The organism is Streptomyces sp. NPDC007084, from assembly GCF_040703595.1.
Classification (GTDB): Bacteria; Actinomycetota; Actinomycetes; order Streptomycetales; family Streptomycetaceae; genus Streptomyces.
The window spans coordinates 49,981-65,208 of sequence record NZ_JBEYFY010000013.1 but is presented as its reverse complement, the minus strand read 5'-3'; the positions used below and the strand labels follow the sequence as shown (position 1 = coordinate 65,208).

Below are 15,228 nucleotides of genomic sequence, written 5' to 3'. Positions count from 1 at the left end.
CCGTCCTGCCGTACCGGTCACCGCACCTGCCGTACCGGTCACCGCACCTGCCGTGCCGGTCAGCCGCCTTGCCGCGCCGGTCACCGTCCTGCCGTACCGCTCAGCCGCCCTTGGGGGACGGCAGCTTTGGGGACGGCAGCTTTACGGTGAACTGTTCCGCCTGTAGCGCGTACAGCTCCGAGTAGAGCCCGCCCGAGGCCAGCAGCTCGTCCGGTGTGCCGGACTCCACCAGCCGGCCCTGGTCCAGCACGTGTACGAGATCGGCGTGCCGTACGGACGCCAGCCGGTGGGTGATCAGCACCACCGTCTGTCCCGTGCCCGCCAGGGCCCTGATCTTGTCGAAGACCTCCAGCTCGGCCCGCGCGTCGAGCGCCGCCGTCGGCTCGTCCACGATCAGGATGCGGCCACGCCGGTACGCGGCCCGTGCGATGCCGAGCCGCTGCCACTGGCCGCCCGACAGCTCGTGCCCGCCGCTGAACCCGCGGACCAGCAGGGTGTCCAGGCCGCGCGGCAGATCCGCGACCACGTCCTCGGCGCCCGCCTCCGCCACCGACGAGGCGAGCCGCTCCTCGGTCAGGGGAGCGGACGGGCGGCCCACCGCCACATTGACGCGGGCCGTGAACGGCCACCGCTTGAAGTCCTGCGCCACCATCGCGATGCGCTCGGCGAGCTGCCGCCGGTCCGCCGTCGCCGCGTCGACACCGTCCCACAGGATCCGGCCGCCGTCCGGCGTGTACAGGCCGGCGAGCAGCTTCACCAGGGTCGTCTTGCCCGAGCCGTTCTCCCCGACCAGGGCCACGATCCTGCCCAGCGGCAGACTCAGCGTGACGTCGGCGAGGGCCGGCCGGTTCGCCTCGCCCGGGTAGCTGAAGGTGACGTTCTCGAAGCGGATCTCGCTCGGATCGTCGGGCAGCGGATCGCCGCCGGACGGGATGGCCCGCTCCGCCGCCTCCACGTACAGGCGGTGCAGATCACCCACGAACAGGGCCTCCTCGTGCAGGGAGTTGATCTCCAGGACGAGGGTGTCGAGGCTGGCCGAGCCCGTGCGGATCGCGATCACGGCCGTACCGGCGACGGAGAGCGCCATCGCCCCGGCGAGCAGCAGACCGCCGAGCGTGGCGTACGTCGCCACCGTGGCGAGCCCGGTCCAGCCGGCCGCGATCAGCCCGGTGCGGGCCGAGAGCCGCGCGAGCCGGGCCTGTTCCGCCTCCGCCGTCTCCGACATCTCGTGGAAGTGCCGCAGCAGGAACGGCCCCACCCCGTGCACCCGGATCTCCGGAGCCGCCGCGGGCTCCGTCAGGAGACCGCTGATCAGATGACCGGCGCGGGCGTGCTGCACCCAGGTGTGGAACGACTCGTAACGCCTGCGGGCGATGGTCAGCGCGCTCCAGGCGCTCGGCAGCGTCATCGTCACGAGCAACGGCAGCAGAGCGGGGTGCAGCACGGTGAGGACACCGGCCGCCGCGCCCAGCGAGATCAGCGCGTTGACCACCCGGGTGGCGACGCCGATCATGCGCCGGGCGGACTGGGCGCCGTACTGGGCGGTGTCCAGGAGCTTGTGGAAGGCGTCGTCCTCGATCGCCGACAGCTCGACCGCCGCCGCCCGCTCCAGATACAGCTCGGTCGCCACCCGCTCGACCTTGGGCTCCAGACGGCCGGTGGCATACGTGGAGGCCGCCCGCAGCAGCGTGCCCACCAGCATCACGGCGGCCACCGTGATCAGCGCGGGGAGCGCACCCCGCAGCCGGTCCTCGACCGGACCGCCCGCCATCAGCCGGCCCAGCACGCTGTTGACGGCGAGCAGGGCGACCGCCTGCGTCCCGCCGCGCGCGACCTCGGCCGCCACCACCACCCGGGCCGCGCGCCGGTCGGCCGTCCAGGCGAGGCGGAAACTGGACGCGAGCAGCGACGGCAGCCGGGCCACCATCGCCCGGAGGTTCAACTCCATGAAGGCGTCGGCGTGTTGGGACCAGCCCGTGTCGTAGCGGAGCGGCCCGCCGAACAGCAGGCGCTCGGAGTCCGACGACAGGGGTTCCTCGGCGTCGCGCCTGCGGCCGCGCGGGAACCTCCATCGCCGCGCGCCGCGCTGGGGTACGGGTTTCTCCACCAGTGGCCTCCCCCGGGAACCGCGGGCGCGGCCCCTGCCGGGCCGGCCCGCACGGACCCTTCCCCCGGAACGAGGCGCTCCATCCGGGCGGAGGGTGGCGTTCGAGGCCGATCGGCGCACCCCGGGCGCATCCGGGGCCCGGGGATGGCGCCACGAGCCCCCCGAGCCGCAGTAGCCCTCACGCCCCGCCGTAGCCCCACGTCCCGGCGAAGCCCTCACGCCCCGCTGAGTCCCCAGGCTTCGGGGAGTCATCAAGCCGCGGTGAGCCCTCAGGCTTCGGTGAGCCTTCTCAGGGCTTTCCGGAGCGGCGGCTCAGGCGCTGATCGGACGCGACCAGACGGGTGTCGTGCCCGTGACCCGGCACACGGCCAGGTACAGGGGGATCGGCGGAGTGTACGGAAGAGTCCCATCCGGCTTGTGGATCAGGCCGGGAACCTGCGGCGCGTCCGGTACGACCGCCCCCGTCGCGTAGTGGGCGGGCGCCGGCCACTCCAGGGCGACATCGGAGTCGGAGGGGACGATCCACCACCAGTGCGCCGGATCCGCGTAGACACAGCCCACGCGGGGGAGCCGCGGCAGCAGCAGCGGTCCGAGCCGGGCGGGCACCGACACCGCGTCACAGCCCAGCGGCACCGTCATGCCCTCGGGGACGGGGAGACGTCTCAGCGGCCCGGGCACGCGCTGCCCGCGCTTCATCCGGACCAGCGTGTCCAGGCTCATGGCCTGCGTCGCGAGCCCTGCCGCCGACGTACGCCTCACAGACGCCTCCGCTCCTGGTCCTGGTCCTGCTGGTCCTGGTCCTGATTCCGGCTCGCGACGGAGGGGTCCTGGGGAACCCCCACGGTTCCTGTCCTCCAGGACCCCTCCGCCTCCTCCGCCCCGGTGCCCCGGCCGTCGTTCGGCGGCTTCTTCGCGCTCCAGCCCAGATCGGCCCGCGGGCGGGTGTCCGCGTCGGACGAGCCGTCCGCCGGGTGGGAGTGGTCCGGCCGCTCGTGCGGCGCGACGCCTCCCGGCCGCTCGTGCGGCCGTACGCCGTCCGGCCGTGCCTGCGGTGGTACGTGGTCCGGCTGTCCGTGCGGCGGTACGTGCTCCGGCGCCGCGTGGGCCGGCGCTGTGTGCTCCGGCGTTACGTCGGCCGGCCGCGCGTCCGGCCGTATGTGGCCGGGTCGTATGTGACCGGGTTGTGCGTGGGGCCGAATCTCATCCGTCCGCGGCTGGGGATCCGTCCGGGGGTGGGGATCCGTCTGCGGCTGGGGATCCGTCCGCGGGTGGGGCCGGGCGTGGTCGGGTCGTGCGGCGGGGGACCCGGGCGGCGACGGCGCGGTCCCCGCCTCGAAGGCCGCTTCGAGGCGGTCGAGGTCGTCGAGCCCGAAGGGCTCGGCCGCTTCCGGCCCCGCCCCGCTGTCGTCGCCGACGGTGTTGTCGGCCCGGCCTGCCGAGCGCGCGAGCTCCGCCCACACCAGCAGGCCGGGCCCGGTGTCCTGGGCCCCCCAGGCCCTGGACATCGCCGCGACGAGAAGCAATCCCCTCCCGTGCTCCTCGTCCGGCCGCTCCGACGAGGGGCGCGGCTCACCCGGAGCGCATCCCTCGTCACAGACGGCTATGCGCACTAGGTCGTCGACGTCGTGCAGCTCGCAGACGACGCGCCGCCCGGCGGCGTGCACGATCGCGTTGGTGACCAGCTCGGAGACCACGAGGGCCGCCGTGTCGCAGGTGTCCTCGCACACCGACCAGCCGGACAGCCGGGAGCGGGTCAGGCGTCTCGCCTGGGCCACGGAGCCGGGATGTGCGGCCAGCTCGAAGCGGAACCGCCGTTCGGCGGCCGCGCCGGGGCGATGCCCTCGGGCGGCACGGAGACCGAACCGGTCTTCGGCGGTGTCTGTTCCTAACGGCGCGGACGGAATCACGCTTGCCACTATCGCCCCGCCGTGAACACTTGGCAAGTGTCACTCTGAAAAATGCAGAGTGCTGTGTGACGCCGTCGAGGCGCGTGGCACACTGCTCGCAACAGCATCCCGAGCGGCGCCAGTTGGGATCGTCGAGGAAGACGAGGAAGAACCCGAACGGCGCCGCCCGGGCTGTCCGGATTCAGTGGAGGTGGACGTGAGCGAACCGCGGTCCGCGCCGACGGTCGGCCAGGTCGTCCTCGGCCGGCGACTGCTGGACCTGCGGGAACGCGCGGGTCTCAAGCGTGAGGAGGCCGCGCGCATCCTGCGCGTCGCGCCCGCCACGGTCCGCCGGATGGAGATGGCGGAGGTCTCCCTCAAAATTCCGTACCTCCAGCTGCTGCTGAAGTCGTACGGCGTCAGCGACGAGGAGGCGGAGGCCTTCGTCCAGCTGGCGGAGGACGCCAACAAGCCCGGCTGGTGGCAGCGGTTCCACGACATCCTGCCGGACTGGTTCTCCATGCACGTCAGCCTGGAGGGCGCGGCGGCCCTGCTGCGCTCCTACGAGCCCCACTTCGTGCCTGGCCTGATGCAGACCGAGGACTACGCCCGCGGAGTCATGAAGGCGGGCGCCATCGGGCAGACCCGCCCCGAGGATATCGAGCGCCATGTGGCGCTGCGCATGCAGCGGCAGGAACTCCTCACGCGGGAGGACGCGCCCCGGATCTGGGCCGTGATGGACGAGACGGCCCTGCGCCGGCCCGTCGGCGGCCCCGGGGTGATGCGCGCGCAGATCGACAAGCTGCTCGACATCACCGAACTGCCCAGCGTGACGTTGCAGCTCATGCCGTTCTCCTCGGGCCCGCACCCCGGCACGTACGGGCCGTTCGTGCTGTTCCGATTCGCCATGCCGGAACTCCCGGACATGGTCTACAGCGAGTACCTGACCGGCGCCGTCTACCTGGACGCGCGTTCCGAGGTGGCGACCCACCTGGAGGTCATGGACCGCATGGCGGCGCAGGCCGCTACGGCACATCGCACGAAGGAGATCCTCCGGGATCTCCGCAAGGAGCTGTGAATGGAACGCATCAAGCCGGAACGCAGGCACCCGCGGACAGGCCAGTTGCGCATCTACAACGGAATGCCCGCCCGTGAACTGGGCAGCGAGGGCTGGCACAAGCCGTGGAGCGGCGGCAACGGCGGGAACTGCCTGGAGGCGATGAAGCTCGCCGACGGCCGGATCGCCGTGCGCCAGTCGGCGGACCCGGACGGGCCCGCGCTCATCTACACACCCGGTGAGATGACGGCGTTCATCCAGGGCGCGAAGGCGGGAGAGGCGGACTTCCTTCTCTCTTGAACTCTCTTGGACGCAAATGAAGTTCCCTGAAGTTCTTTAAGTCATTGAAGTTCCCTAAGTCGCTGAAGTTCCCTGAATTTCCCCCTAATTCCGGCCCTTTGCAAAGGCCTTACTGAATGTGATGCCGGCATGATCCAGCATTGAGCCGCGGACCCCGAAAGACTCCGCGGCTGACCCACCGAAATCCACGAGGAGTTGCGCGCCCGCCCCCGTGCGCGGCGCGCTCACCCCGGTCACAGCGGAGTCAGCACCCCGCACAACGCCTCAAGCGCCGCCCCGTACGCGTGTTCCGCCGGGGTCGCGTATCCCACCACCAGCCCGTCCGGCGCGGACATCACCGCCTCCGGGTGCCGGAATCCGGCCAGCCCGTCGAGCGCGATCCCCTGCCGGACCGCCGCCTCCACCGCCGCCCGTTCGGTCCCCGGCGGCAGCCGCAGCACCGCGTGCAGTCCCGCCGCGATCCCCGTCACTTCGATCCGCGGTGCCCGCTCGGCGAGCGCGGCGACCAGCCGGTCCCGGCGTCCCCGGTACCGCTGCCGCATCCGCCGGACATGACGGTCGTAGGAACCCGATTCGATGAGGTCCGCGAGCGTCAACTGGTCCAACACGCTCGCCCACGCCTCCCTTCTCCCTTGACCTCCAGCACCGCGCCCACATACCGCTCCGGCAGCACCATCCAGCCGAGCCGCAGCGCCGGCGACAGACTCTTGCTGACCGAACCGATGTGCACGACCCGCTCCGGGTCCAGCCCCTGCAACGCCCCCACCGGCCTGCGGTCGTAACGGAACTCCCCGTCGTAGTCGTCCTCCAGGATCACCCCGTCCCGCGCCCGGGCCCAGTCGGTCACCGCCGCGCGCCGCTCGGCGTGCAGCGGCCCGCCGGTCGGGAACTGGTGCGCCGGCGTGAGCAGAACGGCCCGCTCCCGCCCCAACACGCCGACCCGCGCGCCGTCTTCGTCCAGCGGCAGCGGCACGGTCCGTACGGAGGCGGCGGCCAGCAGTTCCCGGTGGAAGCCGAGCCCGTACGACTCGACGGCCAGCGGGCCGCGCAGCACCCGGGGGAAGAGCAGCCTCAGCGCGTGCGCGAACCCCGAGCAGATCACGATGCGTTCCGGCTCCGCGCGCACGCCCCGGGCGCGTGCCAGATACGCGGAGAGCGCCTGCCGCAGCTCGACGCGCCCGGCCGGATCGCCGGGTCCGAAGGCCTCGTTGGGCGCCTGCTGGACGGCCCGCCGGTAGGAGGTGAGCCAGGCGGAGCGCGGGAACGATGACGCGTCCGGCGTACCCTGCCGCAGATCGTGCCGGGGGCCACGCGCGCGGGGCGCCGCCGTCTCCGGTACGGGCGCGGGGTCCGCGCGGCGCCGTCCGCCGGGCGGGGGAGTGGCACCCGCCGCGACCCGGGTGCCCGATCCCTGCCGGGCGGTCAGCCAGCCTTCGGCGACCAGCTCCGCGTACGCGTCGGCGACCGTGTTGCGGGCGACGCCCAGGTCCGCGGCGAGCGAACGGTACGGCGGCAGCCGGGTGCCCGGCGCCAGCCGCCCACCGCGGACGGCCTCGCGCAGCGCCCGGGTCAGCGCGGCCCTGCGACCGCCGGGCCCGGACAGTTCAAGGTGCAGGTCGGAGCCGATCCGCTCCGCCGAATTGACCCATGAATCCGCCATGGAAATGCACCCTACCGCCGGTCTTTCCCGACCGTAGGCTGGTGGTCATGACGACGAACACGCACACCATCGCCCCCACCGCCCCGGCCGGTACGACCACCGCGCGGGCCACCACCGCGACACCGGCCGACGCGATCTCCGAGACCGGCACCGGGCGGCTCGACCTCGCGAAGGCGGCACCGAAGGTCTTCCGCGCCCTCGTCGGCTTCGACGCGGCGGCCCGGGAGGGGCTCGACCCGGCCCTTGTCGAGCTGATCCAGATCCGCGCCTCGCACCTCAACCACTGCGCGTACTGCCTCCACATGCACACCAACGACGCGCGCAAGGCCGGGGAGAGCGAGGACCGGCTGCACATGGTCGCGGTGTGGCGCGAGGCCCGGCACTTCTTCACCCCGAAGGAGCAGGCCGCGCTCGCCCTGACGGAGGCGGTGACGCGGGTCGCCGACGCGGGCGTGCCCGACGCCGTCTACGCCGAGGCCGCCGCCCACTTCGACGAGGCCGAACTGGCCCACGTCCTCGCCCTGATCTTCGCCATCAACACCTGGAACCGGGTCGCGCTGTCGACGGCGAAGGTGGCGGGAACGGACGAACGCCGCTGATGGGGGGCGGGGTTGGGCCGGTGCCGGTGCCGGTGGCGGTGGCGGTGTCTGGGCCTCTGCCTGGGTCAGTGCCTATGCGGGCACTGGTGTCGGGGCCCGGCGTTCGCCCGGCTGACGGCTGACGGCTGACGGCTGACGGCTAGCGGGTCACTGGTCACTGGTCACGGGGCACGGGTCACGCGGTCATCGGCCGGTCGTACGGTCCGATCGGGGCCGGCAGACGGAGGCGGTCGGAGCCGCTGAGCGCCCGGTCCACGGCCGCGGCGACCGCCCTGCCCTCGGCGATCGCCCACACGACGAGCGACTGTCCGCGTGCCGCGTCACCGGCGGCGTACACGCCGGGGACGTTCGTGGCGAAGTCGGGGCCCCTGGCGATCGTGCCGCGCGGCTCAAGTTCCAGGCCCAGTTGGTCGATCAGGCCGTCGTGCCGGTCCGGGCCGGAGAAGCCGAGGGCGAGCAGGACCAGGTCGGCGGGCAGGGCCCGGTCGGAGCCGGGGACCGGACGGCGCCCCGCGTCGACCTCGACCAGGTGCAGCGACCGCACCCGGCCGTGCTCGTCGCCCGTGAAACGGAGCGTGGAGGCGGCGAAGAGCCGCGCGTCCGCGTGGGCGGAGGGCGCCATCCCCAGCGCACCCGCCTCCTCGTGGGCGGCGGAGAGCCGGTAGATCTTCGGATACGTCGGCCACGGCTCGGCGTCCTCGTCGCGCGCGGTCCCCGGCTGCGCGTAGATGTCGAGCTGGGTGACGGACGCGGCCCCCTCGCGCACCGCCGTCCCCAGACAGTCGGCCCCCGTGTCACCGCCACCGACGATCACCACGTGCCGGCCCGCCGCCGACAGCGGGGAGACCTCCAGGTCGCCCTCACAGACCCGGTCGGCCAGCGGCAGATACTCCATCGCCTGGTGGATACCGCTCAACTCCCGCCCCGGCACGTCCAGATCACGCCAGGCGGTCGCGCCCGTCGCGAGGATCACGGCGTCGAACCGGGCCTTGAGGTCCCGCGCCCCGATGTCGGTGCCGATGACCGTCGACGTACGGAACTTGGTGCCCTCCGCGCGCATCTGCGCCAGCCTGCGGTTCAGTTGCCGCTTCTCCATCTTGAACGCGGGGATCCCGTACCGCAGCAGGCCGCCGATCCGGTCCGAACGCTCGTACACGGCGACCGTGTGTCCCGCCCGCGTGAGCTGCTGCGCGGCGGCGAGACCGGTGGGCCCCGACCCGACGATCGCGACGGTCCGACCCGAGAGCCGGTCCGGGGGCCGAGGCGGGGTGAACCCGTCCTCCCAGGCGCGGTCGGCGATCGCCACCTCGACGTTCTTGATGGTCACCGCCGGCTGGTTGATCGCCAGCACACAGCCGGACTCGCACGGCGCCGGACACAACCGCCCCGTGAACTCGGGGAAGTTGTTCGTGGCGTGCAGACGCTCGCTCGCCGCCCGCCAGTCGTCACGCGAGACGAGGTCGTTCCACTCGGGGATCAGATTGCCCAGCGGGCACGCGTCATGGCAGAAGGGGATACCGCAGTCCATGCACCGGTCGGCTTGCTGGTTGATGATCGGCAGCAGGGCGCCGGGAACGTACACCTCGTCCCAGTCCCGCACGCGCTCCTCGACCGGCCGGCGCGGATACTCCTCGCGCGGTGTGGTCATGAACCCCTTGGGATCGGCCATGGCCGTCTGCCTCACGTACGCGGACCGGTGCGCGACCGCACGAGCGTAGGCGTCATCGGCCACGGAACCCGGGCGGCACTCCTTCCCCGCCACGATACGTCGCCACCGTACCGCCCGCCGCCCCGCCGGCCGCTGCTGAGGTGAGGACGGGCGCGGAGATGGGCTCCGGGCAGGGCGGGCGTGGACGCTCAGGTGAAGGCGGGCGTGGAGGCAGGCGTGGAGCGGGCTCAGGCGAAGACGCCGTGGGCGCGGAAGCGAGCGTGCGGGCGACCGTGGAGGCGGGCTCAGGTGAGGGCGAGGGTGTAGAGCACTGCCGCGGCGGCCGAGGCGATCATGCGGACGTGGTTCCACATCGTCCACTCCCGCACGTACGCGGGCCACTGCGCGGCGGCCTCCGGTGTCCCGGGCTCCAGTCTCAGCAGCACTTCGTTGCGCGGGACGTTCGCCACCACCGTCACACCGAACGAGCCGACCAGATAGAGCGCGCTGCCGAGCAGCAACTCCACCGTCGCCCCGTCCGGCCACACGACGAACGTCACCACCGCGACCACCGCGCACAGCACCGCCGACCCGAGGAACACGAGCATGAACGGCGGGCGCACCGCAGCGACGTTGATCGCCTGCATCGCGGCGATCCCCTGCGCCGGCGGCAACTGGGCGAGCGCCCGCATCACGAACGTCGAGAACGCGCAGAAGGCGCCGGCCACCAGCCCGCAGCCGAGCACGCCCAGCAGCGTCAGCACGAAATACGGTCCGTCGATCATGTCCACTCCCCGTCAACCGAGACCGCCGACCGGCCCCGGTCCCTCTCGCCGCTACCCCACGGCCGCCTAGCCGCTGCGACGGCCAAACCAGTGATCCTGCACAGCGTGCGCCGACACCACAAGTGAAATCCGCCCCGGCACCGGCGGCCATGGCCGAAGGCCGCGTCCCCATACGTGAGCGTCCACCGACCGAGGAGCCCGGTGCCGGGGGTCTTTCACCGCCCGCCGCCGCGCGCCCCCACATCGCGGTCACCGCCGCCTCGGACAGCGCGCGGCCGGCCGAGCCGCGCCCTCTCTGCCAGCACCAGCAGCGCGAGCGGCCCGCTCCGGCGCTCGGCGCAGTGCCGCCTCCTGAGCGGCTGGAGCACCAGAGGCGCGCTGTCCGTCCGGGGCGGGGGAGCGGCGAACTGTGCCATGTGGGGTTCCTTCCCCTCCCCGGCCGGCCGGCCACCCGCGGGCTCACCCCCGCACGGCGGCTCCGGCGGGCGACCGATGCATCATGGGCCCTGTGCGACTCGAAGCGATCACCTGGGAACGGCTCGGCGACCTCCTCGCCGACCGGCTGCTCGACCTGAAACCGGAGGACGGCAGCCCCTGGCCCCGCGTCGCCTTCGACGGAGCGCCCGCCGCCCGCCCCGGCGACCTCGCACAACGCGTCTCCGAGGCGCTGCGCGTACGCGGCCGTCCCTCTCTCGTCGTCGGCACGGAGGGCTTCCTGCGCCCCGGTTCGCTCCGCTTCGAGTACGGGCACCAGGACGTCGACGCCTACTACGACGGCTGGTTCGACACCGGTGCCCTCTGGCGCGAGGTCTTCGGCCCCCTCGAAGCCGGCGGCGACGGCCGGATCCTGCCCGACCTCTGGGACCCGGTCACCGACCGCGCCACCCGCAGCGCCTACACCCAACTCCCGCCCGGTGCCATCCTGTTGCTGCACGGCCCCCTCCTTCTGCGCCACTGGTTCCCCTTCGACCTCAGCGTCCACGTCCTGCTCTCGCCGGGCGCCCTGCGCCGCCGCACGCCCGAGACGGAGCACTGGACCCTGCCCGCCTTCGCCCGGTACGAGGACGAGGTGGACCCCGCCGCCACGGCCGACGTCCTCGTACGCGCCGACGACCCCCGCCACCCGGCATGGAACGGCTGACCCCAGGCACCACCCCCGCCCCGCTCGCCGCACCCACCCGAGTCCGCCGCGCTCACCCACCTTCGCGGCTCGCGCCCGCGCCACGCGCGCCCCGCGACGTACGGACCTCCAGGTGCGTACGCCCCGAAGCGCGGCGAGAATGAAGGGCGCCGGGACTAGCGGTGTGTCCGGCGCCGCGCCGGCCGTCCGGCACCGGGAGGTACTCCATGACCACCGCCGGAGACATCATGCACCGTGGTGCCCAGTGGATCCCCGCTCACGAGACGCTGGACCGCGCCGCCCAGCTCATGCGCGAGCTGAACGTGGGAGCGCTGCCCATCAGCGACGAGAACGAACGCCTCTGCGGCATCCTCACGGACCGCGACATCGTCGTCGGCTGTGTGGCCATGGGCCACGATCCCGCCCGGGTCACCGCGGGCGACATGGCCCACGGAACACCCCGCTGGATCGAGTCCGACGCCGACGTCGGTGAAGTGCTCCAGGAGATGAAGACCAATCAGATCCGGCGACTGCCCGTCATCGAGGACAAACGGCTCGTCGGCATGGACCTCGCCCAGCATCTCGGCGACGAACAGCTCGCCGGGTGGGTGGAGAGCGTCTACGCGAGGAGCGCGACGGCCTGACACCCGCCCCCGCGCACACCCGAGCCGGTGCCCGGGCGGCCCGTCGTCAGAGCCAGCCGTTACGCCGGAAGCCCCGGTAGAGCACGAGACAGGCGACGGATATGACGCCGATGACGAGCGGGTAGCCGAACCTCCAGCGCAGCTCGGGCATGTGGGCGAAGTTCATGCCGTACACCCCGCAGACCATCGTCGGCACGGCGATGACCGCCGCCCACGCCGTGATCTTCCGCATGTCCTCGTTCTGCGCGACCGTCACCTGCGCGAGATGTGCCTGCAGAATCGAGTTGAGCAGTTCGTCGAAGGCCGCTATCTGCTCGGTGGCCCGCAGCAGATGGTCCGAGACGTCCCGGAAGTACGCCTGTATCTCCGGGTCGACCACCCGGATCGGCCGGGTCGCCAGCTCCTGCACCGGCCGGGCGAGCGGCACGGCGGCCCGCTTCAGTTCGAGCAGTTCGCGCTTGAGCTGGTAGATACGGCCGGCGTCGGTGCGCGCGCCGTTCTCGGCGAACACGTCGGCCTCGACCTGGTCGATGTCCGACTGGAGCGCGTCCGTCACGCTCACGTAGTCGTCGACGACATGGTCCGCGATCGCGTGCAGGACCGCGGCCGGCCCCTTGGACAACTGCTGCGGGTCCGACTCCAGTTCCTCACGGAGCGGGCCGAGCGAACCGTGCCGTCCGTGCCGCACCGTGATGACGAAGTCCGCCCCGACGAACACCATGATCTCGCCGGTGCCCACCACCTCGCTGGTCGCCGTCAGCTCGGTGTGCTCCACGTAGCAGACCGTTTTGAACACCGCGAAGAGCGTGTCGCCATATCGCTCCAGCTTCGGGCGCTGGTGGGCCTCCACCGCGTCCTCGACGGCCAGCGGGTGCAGGTCGAAAAGCTCGGCGATGCCCGCGAACTCCTGCTGCGTCGGCTCGTGCAGTCCGAGCCAGACGAATCCCTCGTCACGCTTGCGGATCCGCTCCACGGTGTCGACCAGGTCCCGCCCCTCCGGGATCCGGACGCCGTCGCTGTAGGCCACGCAGTTGACCACCGCGGAGCCCAGCGGCGACCGGGCGTGGTGACTGAGGTCGACGCGGGGCCTGCGCCGCGTCAGCCGTGCCACCTTGCGGAGGCCGCCGACCGCGCCGAATGCCGTCACCCTCCGCAAATTCCCTGCCATGGACATCTGGATCTCCTCGCGTGGATCTCCTCGGGCCGCGCTCTGCGCCTGGCGAGCCAGTCTGCCAGCCCCGCTCCGGGACCGGAAAAGCCTGTGGGAACGGAGGATTCCGTTCCGCCGTGCGGGGTGGTCGTCCCCTCCCTCGCGCGGCACGGCAGGCCCGACCAGGCGGTCGACTGGGATGATCCCCGCATGACGCGAACCGACGGATATCTCCTCGACAACCAGCAGGACGAGGCGGGCCAGCGCTTCCAGGCCTTCGCCACCCTCTTCGACCCCGCCACGTTCCGGCACATGGAGCGGTTCGGCATCGGGTCCGGCTGGCGCTGCTGGGAAGTGGGGGCGGGCGGCACGTCGGTGGTGTCCTGGCTCGCCAAGAAGGTCGGCCCCACCGGCAAGGTCGTCGCGACCGACATCGACACCTCGTGGGCGGCCTCGGCGGCCCGCCCGCCGGTCCAGGTCCGCGTCCACGACGTCGGCGCCGAGGAGCCGCCCGGGGAGGGCTTCGACCTCGTGCACGCCCGGCTGGTCCTGGTCCATGTGCCGGACCGGGAAAGGGCGCTGCGGTCGATGATCAAGGCCCTGCGGCCCGGCGGCCGGCTCCTCGTCGAGGACGCCGACCCGGCGCTGCAACCCCTGCTCTGCCCTGACGAGTACGGCCCCGAACAGCAGCTCGCCAACCGGCTGCGCCAGGGCTTCCGCAAGCTCCTCGCCGACCGTGGCGCCGACCTCTCCTACGGCCGCAAGCTGCCGCGCCTGCTCCGGGACGCGGGACTGAGGGGTGTCGAGGCCGACGCCTACTTCCCCGTCGCCTCTCCCGCCTGCACCGCCCTGGAAACGGCGACGGTCCGTCAGATCCGCGAGCAGCTCGTCACGGCGGGCCTCGCGACCGACGAGGAGATCGACCAGCACCTCGCGAACGTGACGGCAGGTTCCATGGACCTGGCGACGGCACCGATGATCTCCGCCTGGGGGCGCAAGGGCTGAGGGGTTGTCAGCGGGACCGGGCCGCCGCCGGGCCGTGCTGGGCCGTGCCGGCCTGCACTGGGCCCGGCCGGGTGGCGCCGGGCCGGGTGGCTCCGGGCGCCGGCAGCTCGCGATGAGCCGGGCAGGCAGGGGCCGCGTGCGGTGAGCCGCGCCCCTCGCCCCCTGCGGCGCCGCGTGTCGCCCCCTCTGCCCCTTGCGGCGCCGCGTGTCGTCCCCTCTGCCCCCTCCGGGGCCTTCTGCGCCCCCCTGTCCCCCCTCCGGGGCCTTCTGCATCCCCTCCGCGTCCCCCCGTATGTCCTCTGCCGGTGCGCCCTCCGCCTGCGCTCAACGGCTCGTCGGCGGTCTCCCTCCGATCAGCTCCACCGCCCTCGCTCCCGCCCCGCACCCCGCTGCCGCGGCTTCTTCGGGGGCGGTCCCCGCGAGCAGCGCGGCGAGGAACGCGCCGGTGAACGCGTCGCCCGCGCCCGTCGTGTCGCGGGGCGTCGCCGGACCTGCCGGAACACGGGCCCGGACGGACCCTGACCAGGCCAGCAGGGCACCGGTACCGCCCTGTTTGACGACGACCAGCGGGACATGGCGGCTCAACTTGGCCGCCGCGTCCGCCGGATCGGGCAGCCCCGTCAGCAGACAGGCCTCGTCACGGCTGGGCAGCAGCACGTCCACCCCCGCCGACAGGTAGAGGAAGCGGTCCACGCCCACGGCGGCGAGGAAACCAGCCGAGGCGGGGTCGACACTCACCGGTACGCCCCGCGCGCGTGCCGACTCCAGCGCCACCGACACCAGCGCCCTGCTCGGTTCGGAGAAGAACAGATATCCCGACAGATGCAGCCGCCCGACCCCGTCCAGCAGCCCCGGCGACCAGTCCTGCGGGCAGAGCCGGAGCGACGCCCCGCTGTCCGTGAGGAACGTACGCTCCGCCGACGCGCCGGAGTCCACCAGACTGATCACCGTCCCGGTCGGCGCCTCCGGATCGGTCACCAGCAGCGGCCGTACCCCGCTCGCCAGCAGTTCCCGTTCGTGCCACTCCGCCGCGTCCGCACCCACCCGGCCGAGCAGCCGTACGTCCCCGCAGCCCTCGAACGCCGCCCAGCAGGCCACGTTGGCGCCCGCGCCGCCCGGAACGGTGCGGATCGCGGCGACCGTGTCCGTACCCGCCGCGAGCGGCCCGCGATGCCGGGCGACGACATCGGTGACCACGTCCCCGACGACGAGCAGCGCACCGGAGCCCGGACGTGGACTCGCGACGGGGCCCGCGTGTTCCGTCCCG

Annotated in this window: 13 protein-coding genes and 2 pseudogenes; 6 read left to right on the top strand and 9 right to left on the bottom strand. The window is 72.9% G+C overall.

The features are described 5' to 3' along the window. Positions 1-100 precede the first annotated feature (100 nt). The 3 genes and pseudogenes from AB0912_RS14080 to AB0912_RS14070 all read right to left on the bottom strand — a co-directional run. Positions 101-1,948 (bottom strand): ABC transporter ATP-binding protein, encoded by a 1,848-nt coding sequence (locus tag AB0912_RS14080; protein WP_366699339.1) that lies wholly within the window; start codon positions 1,946-1,948, stop codon positions 101-103. Positions 1,949-2,419: 471 nt separating this feature from the next. Next, on the bottom strand, positions 2,420-2,827 hold the full coding sequence (locus AB0912_RS14075) for a hypothetical protein (RefSeq protein WP_366699337.1): 408 nt from the start codon (positions 2,825-2,827) through the stop codon (positions 2,420-2,422). 713 nt (positions 2,828-3,540) lie between these two features. Beyond that, a pseudogene (locus AB0912_RS14070) lies at positions 3,541-4,050 on the bottom strand (ATP-binding protein); the annotation flags it as partial. A 160-nt stretch (positions 4,051-4,210) separates the two neighbouring features. Here AB0912_RS14070 and AB0912_RS14065 point away from each other — a divergent pair. Together AB0912_RS14065 and AB0912_RS14060 are read left to right on the top strand one after the other, a co-directional pair. Further along, positions 4,211-5,071: a helix-turn-helix transcriptional regulator gene (locus AB0912_RS14065; protein ID WP_366699199.1), complete on the top strand. Its 861-nt coding sequence runs from the start codon at positions 4,211-4,213 to the stop codon at positions 5,069-5,071. Beyond that, positions 5,072-5,350, top strand: coding sequence for a DUF397 domain-containing protein (locus AB0912_RS14060; protein ID WP_366699197.1), 279 nt, complete (start codon positions 5,072-5,074; stop codon positions 5,348-5,350). A 233-nt stretch (positions 5,351-5,583) separates the two neighbouring features. Here AB0912_RS14060 and AB0912_RS14055 read toward each other — a convergent pair. Further along, a pseudogene (locus AB0912_RS14055) lies at positions 5,584-7,010 on the bottom strand (PLP-dependent aminotransferase family protein). A gap of 47 nt (positions 7,011-7,057) precedes the next feature. Here AB0912_RS14055 and AB0912_RS14050 point away from each other — a divergent pair. After that, entirely contained in the window at positions 7,058-7,609 is a 552-nt protein-coding gene (locus AB0912_RS14050; RefSeq protein WP_366699195.1) for a carboxymuconolactone decarboxylase family protein, read from the top strand. A gap of 175 nt (positions 7,610-7,784) precedes the next feature. Here the strand turns inward: AB0912_RS14050 and AB0912_RS14045 are convergent, their stop codons facing one another. From AB0912_RS14045 to AB0912_RS14035, 3 genes are all read right to left on the bottom strand, one after another. Beyond that, positions 7,785-9,278, bottom strand: a complete 1,494-nt coding sequence (locus AB0912_RS14045) for a glutamate synthase subunit beta (RefSeq protein ID WP_366699193.1) — start codon at positions 9,276-9,278, stop codon at positions 7,785-7,787. Between the two features lie 284 nt (positions 9,279-9,562). After that, positions 9,563-10,042, bottom strand: coding sequence for an anthrone oxygenase family protein (locus AB0912_RS14040; protein ID WP_366699191.1), 480 nt, complete (start codon positions 10,040-10,042; stop codon positions 9,563-9,565). A 215-nt stretch (positions 10,043-10,257) separates the two neighbouring features. Continuing rightward, a complete protein-coding gene (locus AB0912_RS14035) occupies positions 10,258-10,458 on the bottom strand; it encodes a hypothetical protein (RefSeq protein ID WP_366699189.1) in 201 nt (66 codons plus the stop codon). A gap of 83 nt (positions 10,459-10,541) precedes the next feature. Here AB0912_RS14035 and AB0912_RS14030 point away from each other — a divergent pair, with 83 nt between their 5' ends. Both AB0912_RS14030 and AB0912_RS14025 read left to right on the top strand, forming a co-directional pair. Next, complete coding sequence (locus AB0912_RS14030) at positions 10,542-11,183, top strand: uridine kinase (protein ID WP_366699187.1); 642 nt, start codon at positions 10,542-10,544, stop codon at positions 11,181-11,183. Positions 11,184-11,389: 206 nt separating this feature from the next. Further along, complete coding sequence (locus tag AB0912_RS14025; protein ID WP_366699185.1) at positions 11,390-11,806, top strand: CBS domain-containing protein; 417 nt, start codon at positions 11,390-11,392, stop codon at positions 11,804-11,806. Positions 11,807-11,852: 46 nt separating this feature from the next. Here AB0912_RS14025 and AB0912_RS14020 read toward each other — a convergent pair whose 3' ends face one another. Next, entirely contained in the window at positions 11,853-12,980 is a 1,128-nt protein-coding gene (locus tag AB0912_RS14020) for a magnesium and cobalt transport protein CorA (protein ID WP_366699183.1), read from the bottom strand. A 186-nt stretch (positions 12,981-13,166) separates the two neighbouring features. Here AB0912_RS14020 and AB0912_RS14015 point away from each other — a divergent pair, with 186 nt between their 5' ends. Then, positions 13,167-13,961, top strand: coding sequence for a methyltransferase domain-containing protein (locus AB0912_RS14015; RefSeq protein ID WP_366699181.1), 795 nt, complete (start codon positions 13,167-13,169; stop codon positions 13,959-13,961). Between the two features lie 324 nt (positions 13,962-14,285). Here AB0912_RS14015 and AB0912_RS14010 read toward each other — a convergent pair whose 3' ends face one another. After that, positions 14,286-15,176, bottom strand: coding sequence for a sugar kinase (locus AB0912_RS14010; RefSeq protein ID WP_366699335.1), 891 nt, complete (start codon positions 15,174-15,176; stop codon positions 14,286-14,288). Between the last annotated feature and the right edge of the window lie 52 nt (positions 15,177-15,228).

What these genes read in the sequence shown, in the direction of transcription:
- AB0912_RS14080 (WP_366699339.1), bottom strand. Translation starts at nt 1,948, where the DNA reads ATGGAGTTGAACCTCCGGGCGATGGTGGCCCGGCTGCCGTCGCTGCTC.
- AB0912_RS14075 (WP_366699337.1), bottom strand. Translation starts at nt 2,827, where the DNA reads ATGAGCCTGGACACGCTGGTCCGGATGAAGCGCGGGCAGCGCGTGCCC.
- AB0912_RS14060 (WP_366699197.1), top strand. Translation starts at nt 5,072, where the DNA reads ATGGAACGCATCAAGCCGGAACGCAGGCACCCGCGGACAGGCCAGTTG.
- AB0912_RS14050 (WP_366699195.1), top strand. Translation starts at nt 7,058, where the DNA reads ATGACGACGAACACGCACACCATCGCCCCCACCGCCCCGGCCGGTACG.
- AB0912_RS14045 (WP_366699193.1), bottom strand. Translation starts at nt 9,278, where the DNA reads ATGGCCGATCCCAAGGGGTTCATGACCACACCGCGCGAGGAGTATCCG.
- AB0912_RS14040 (WP_366699191.1), bottom strand. Translation starts at nt 10,042, where the DNA reads ATGATCGACGGACCGTATTTCGTGCTGACGCTGCTGGGCGTGCTCGGC.
- AB0912_RS14035 (WP_366699189.1), bottom strand. Translation starts at nt 10,458, where the DNA reads ATGGCACAGTTCGCCGCTCCCCCGCCCCGGACGGACAGCGCGCCTCTG.
- AB0912_RS14030 (WP_366699187.1), top strand. Translation starts at nt 10,542, where the DNA reads ATGGGCCCTGTGCGACTCGAAGCGATCACCTGGGAACGGCTCGGCGAC.
- AB0912_RS14025 (WP_366699185.1), top strand. Translation starts at nt 11,390, where the DNA reads ATGACCACCGCCGGAGACATCATGCACCGTGGTGCCCAGTGGATCCCC.
- AB0912_RS14020 (WP_366699183.1), bottom strand. Translation starts at nt 12,980, where the DNA reads ATGTCCATGGCAGGGAATTTGCGGAGGGTGACGGCATTCGGCGCGGTC.
- AB0912_RS14015 (WP_366699181.1), top strand. Translation starts at nt 13,167, where the DNA reads ATGACGCGAACCGACGGATATCTCCTCGACAACCAGCAGGACGAGGCG.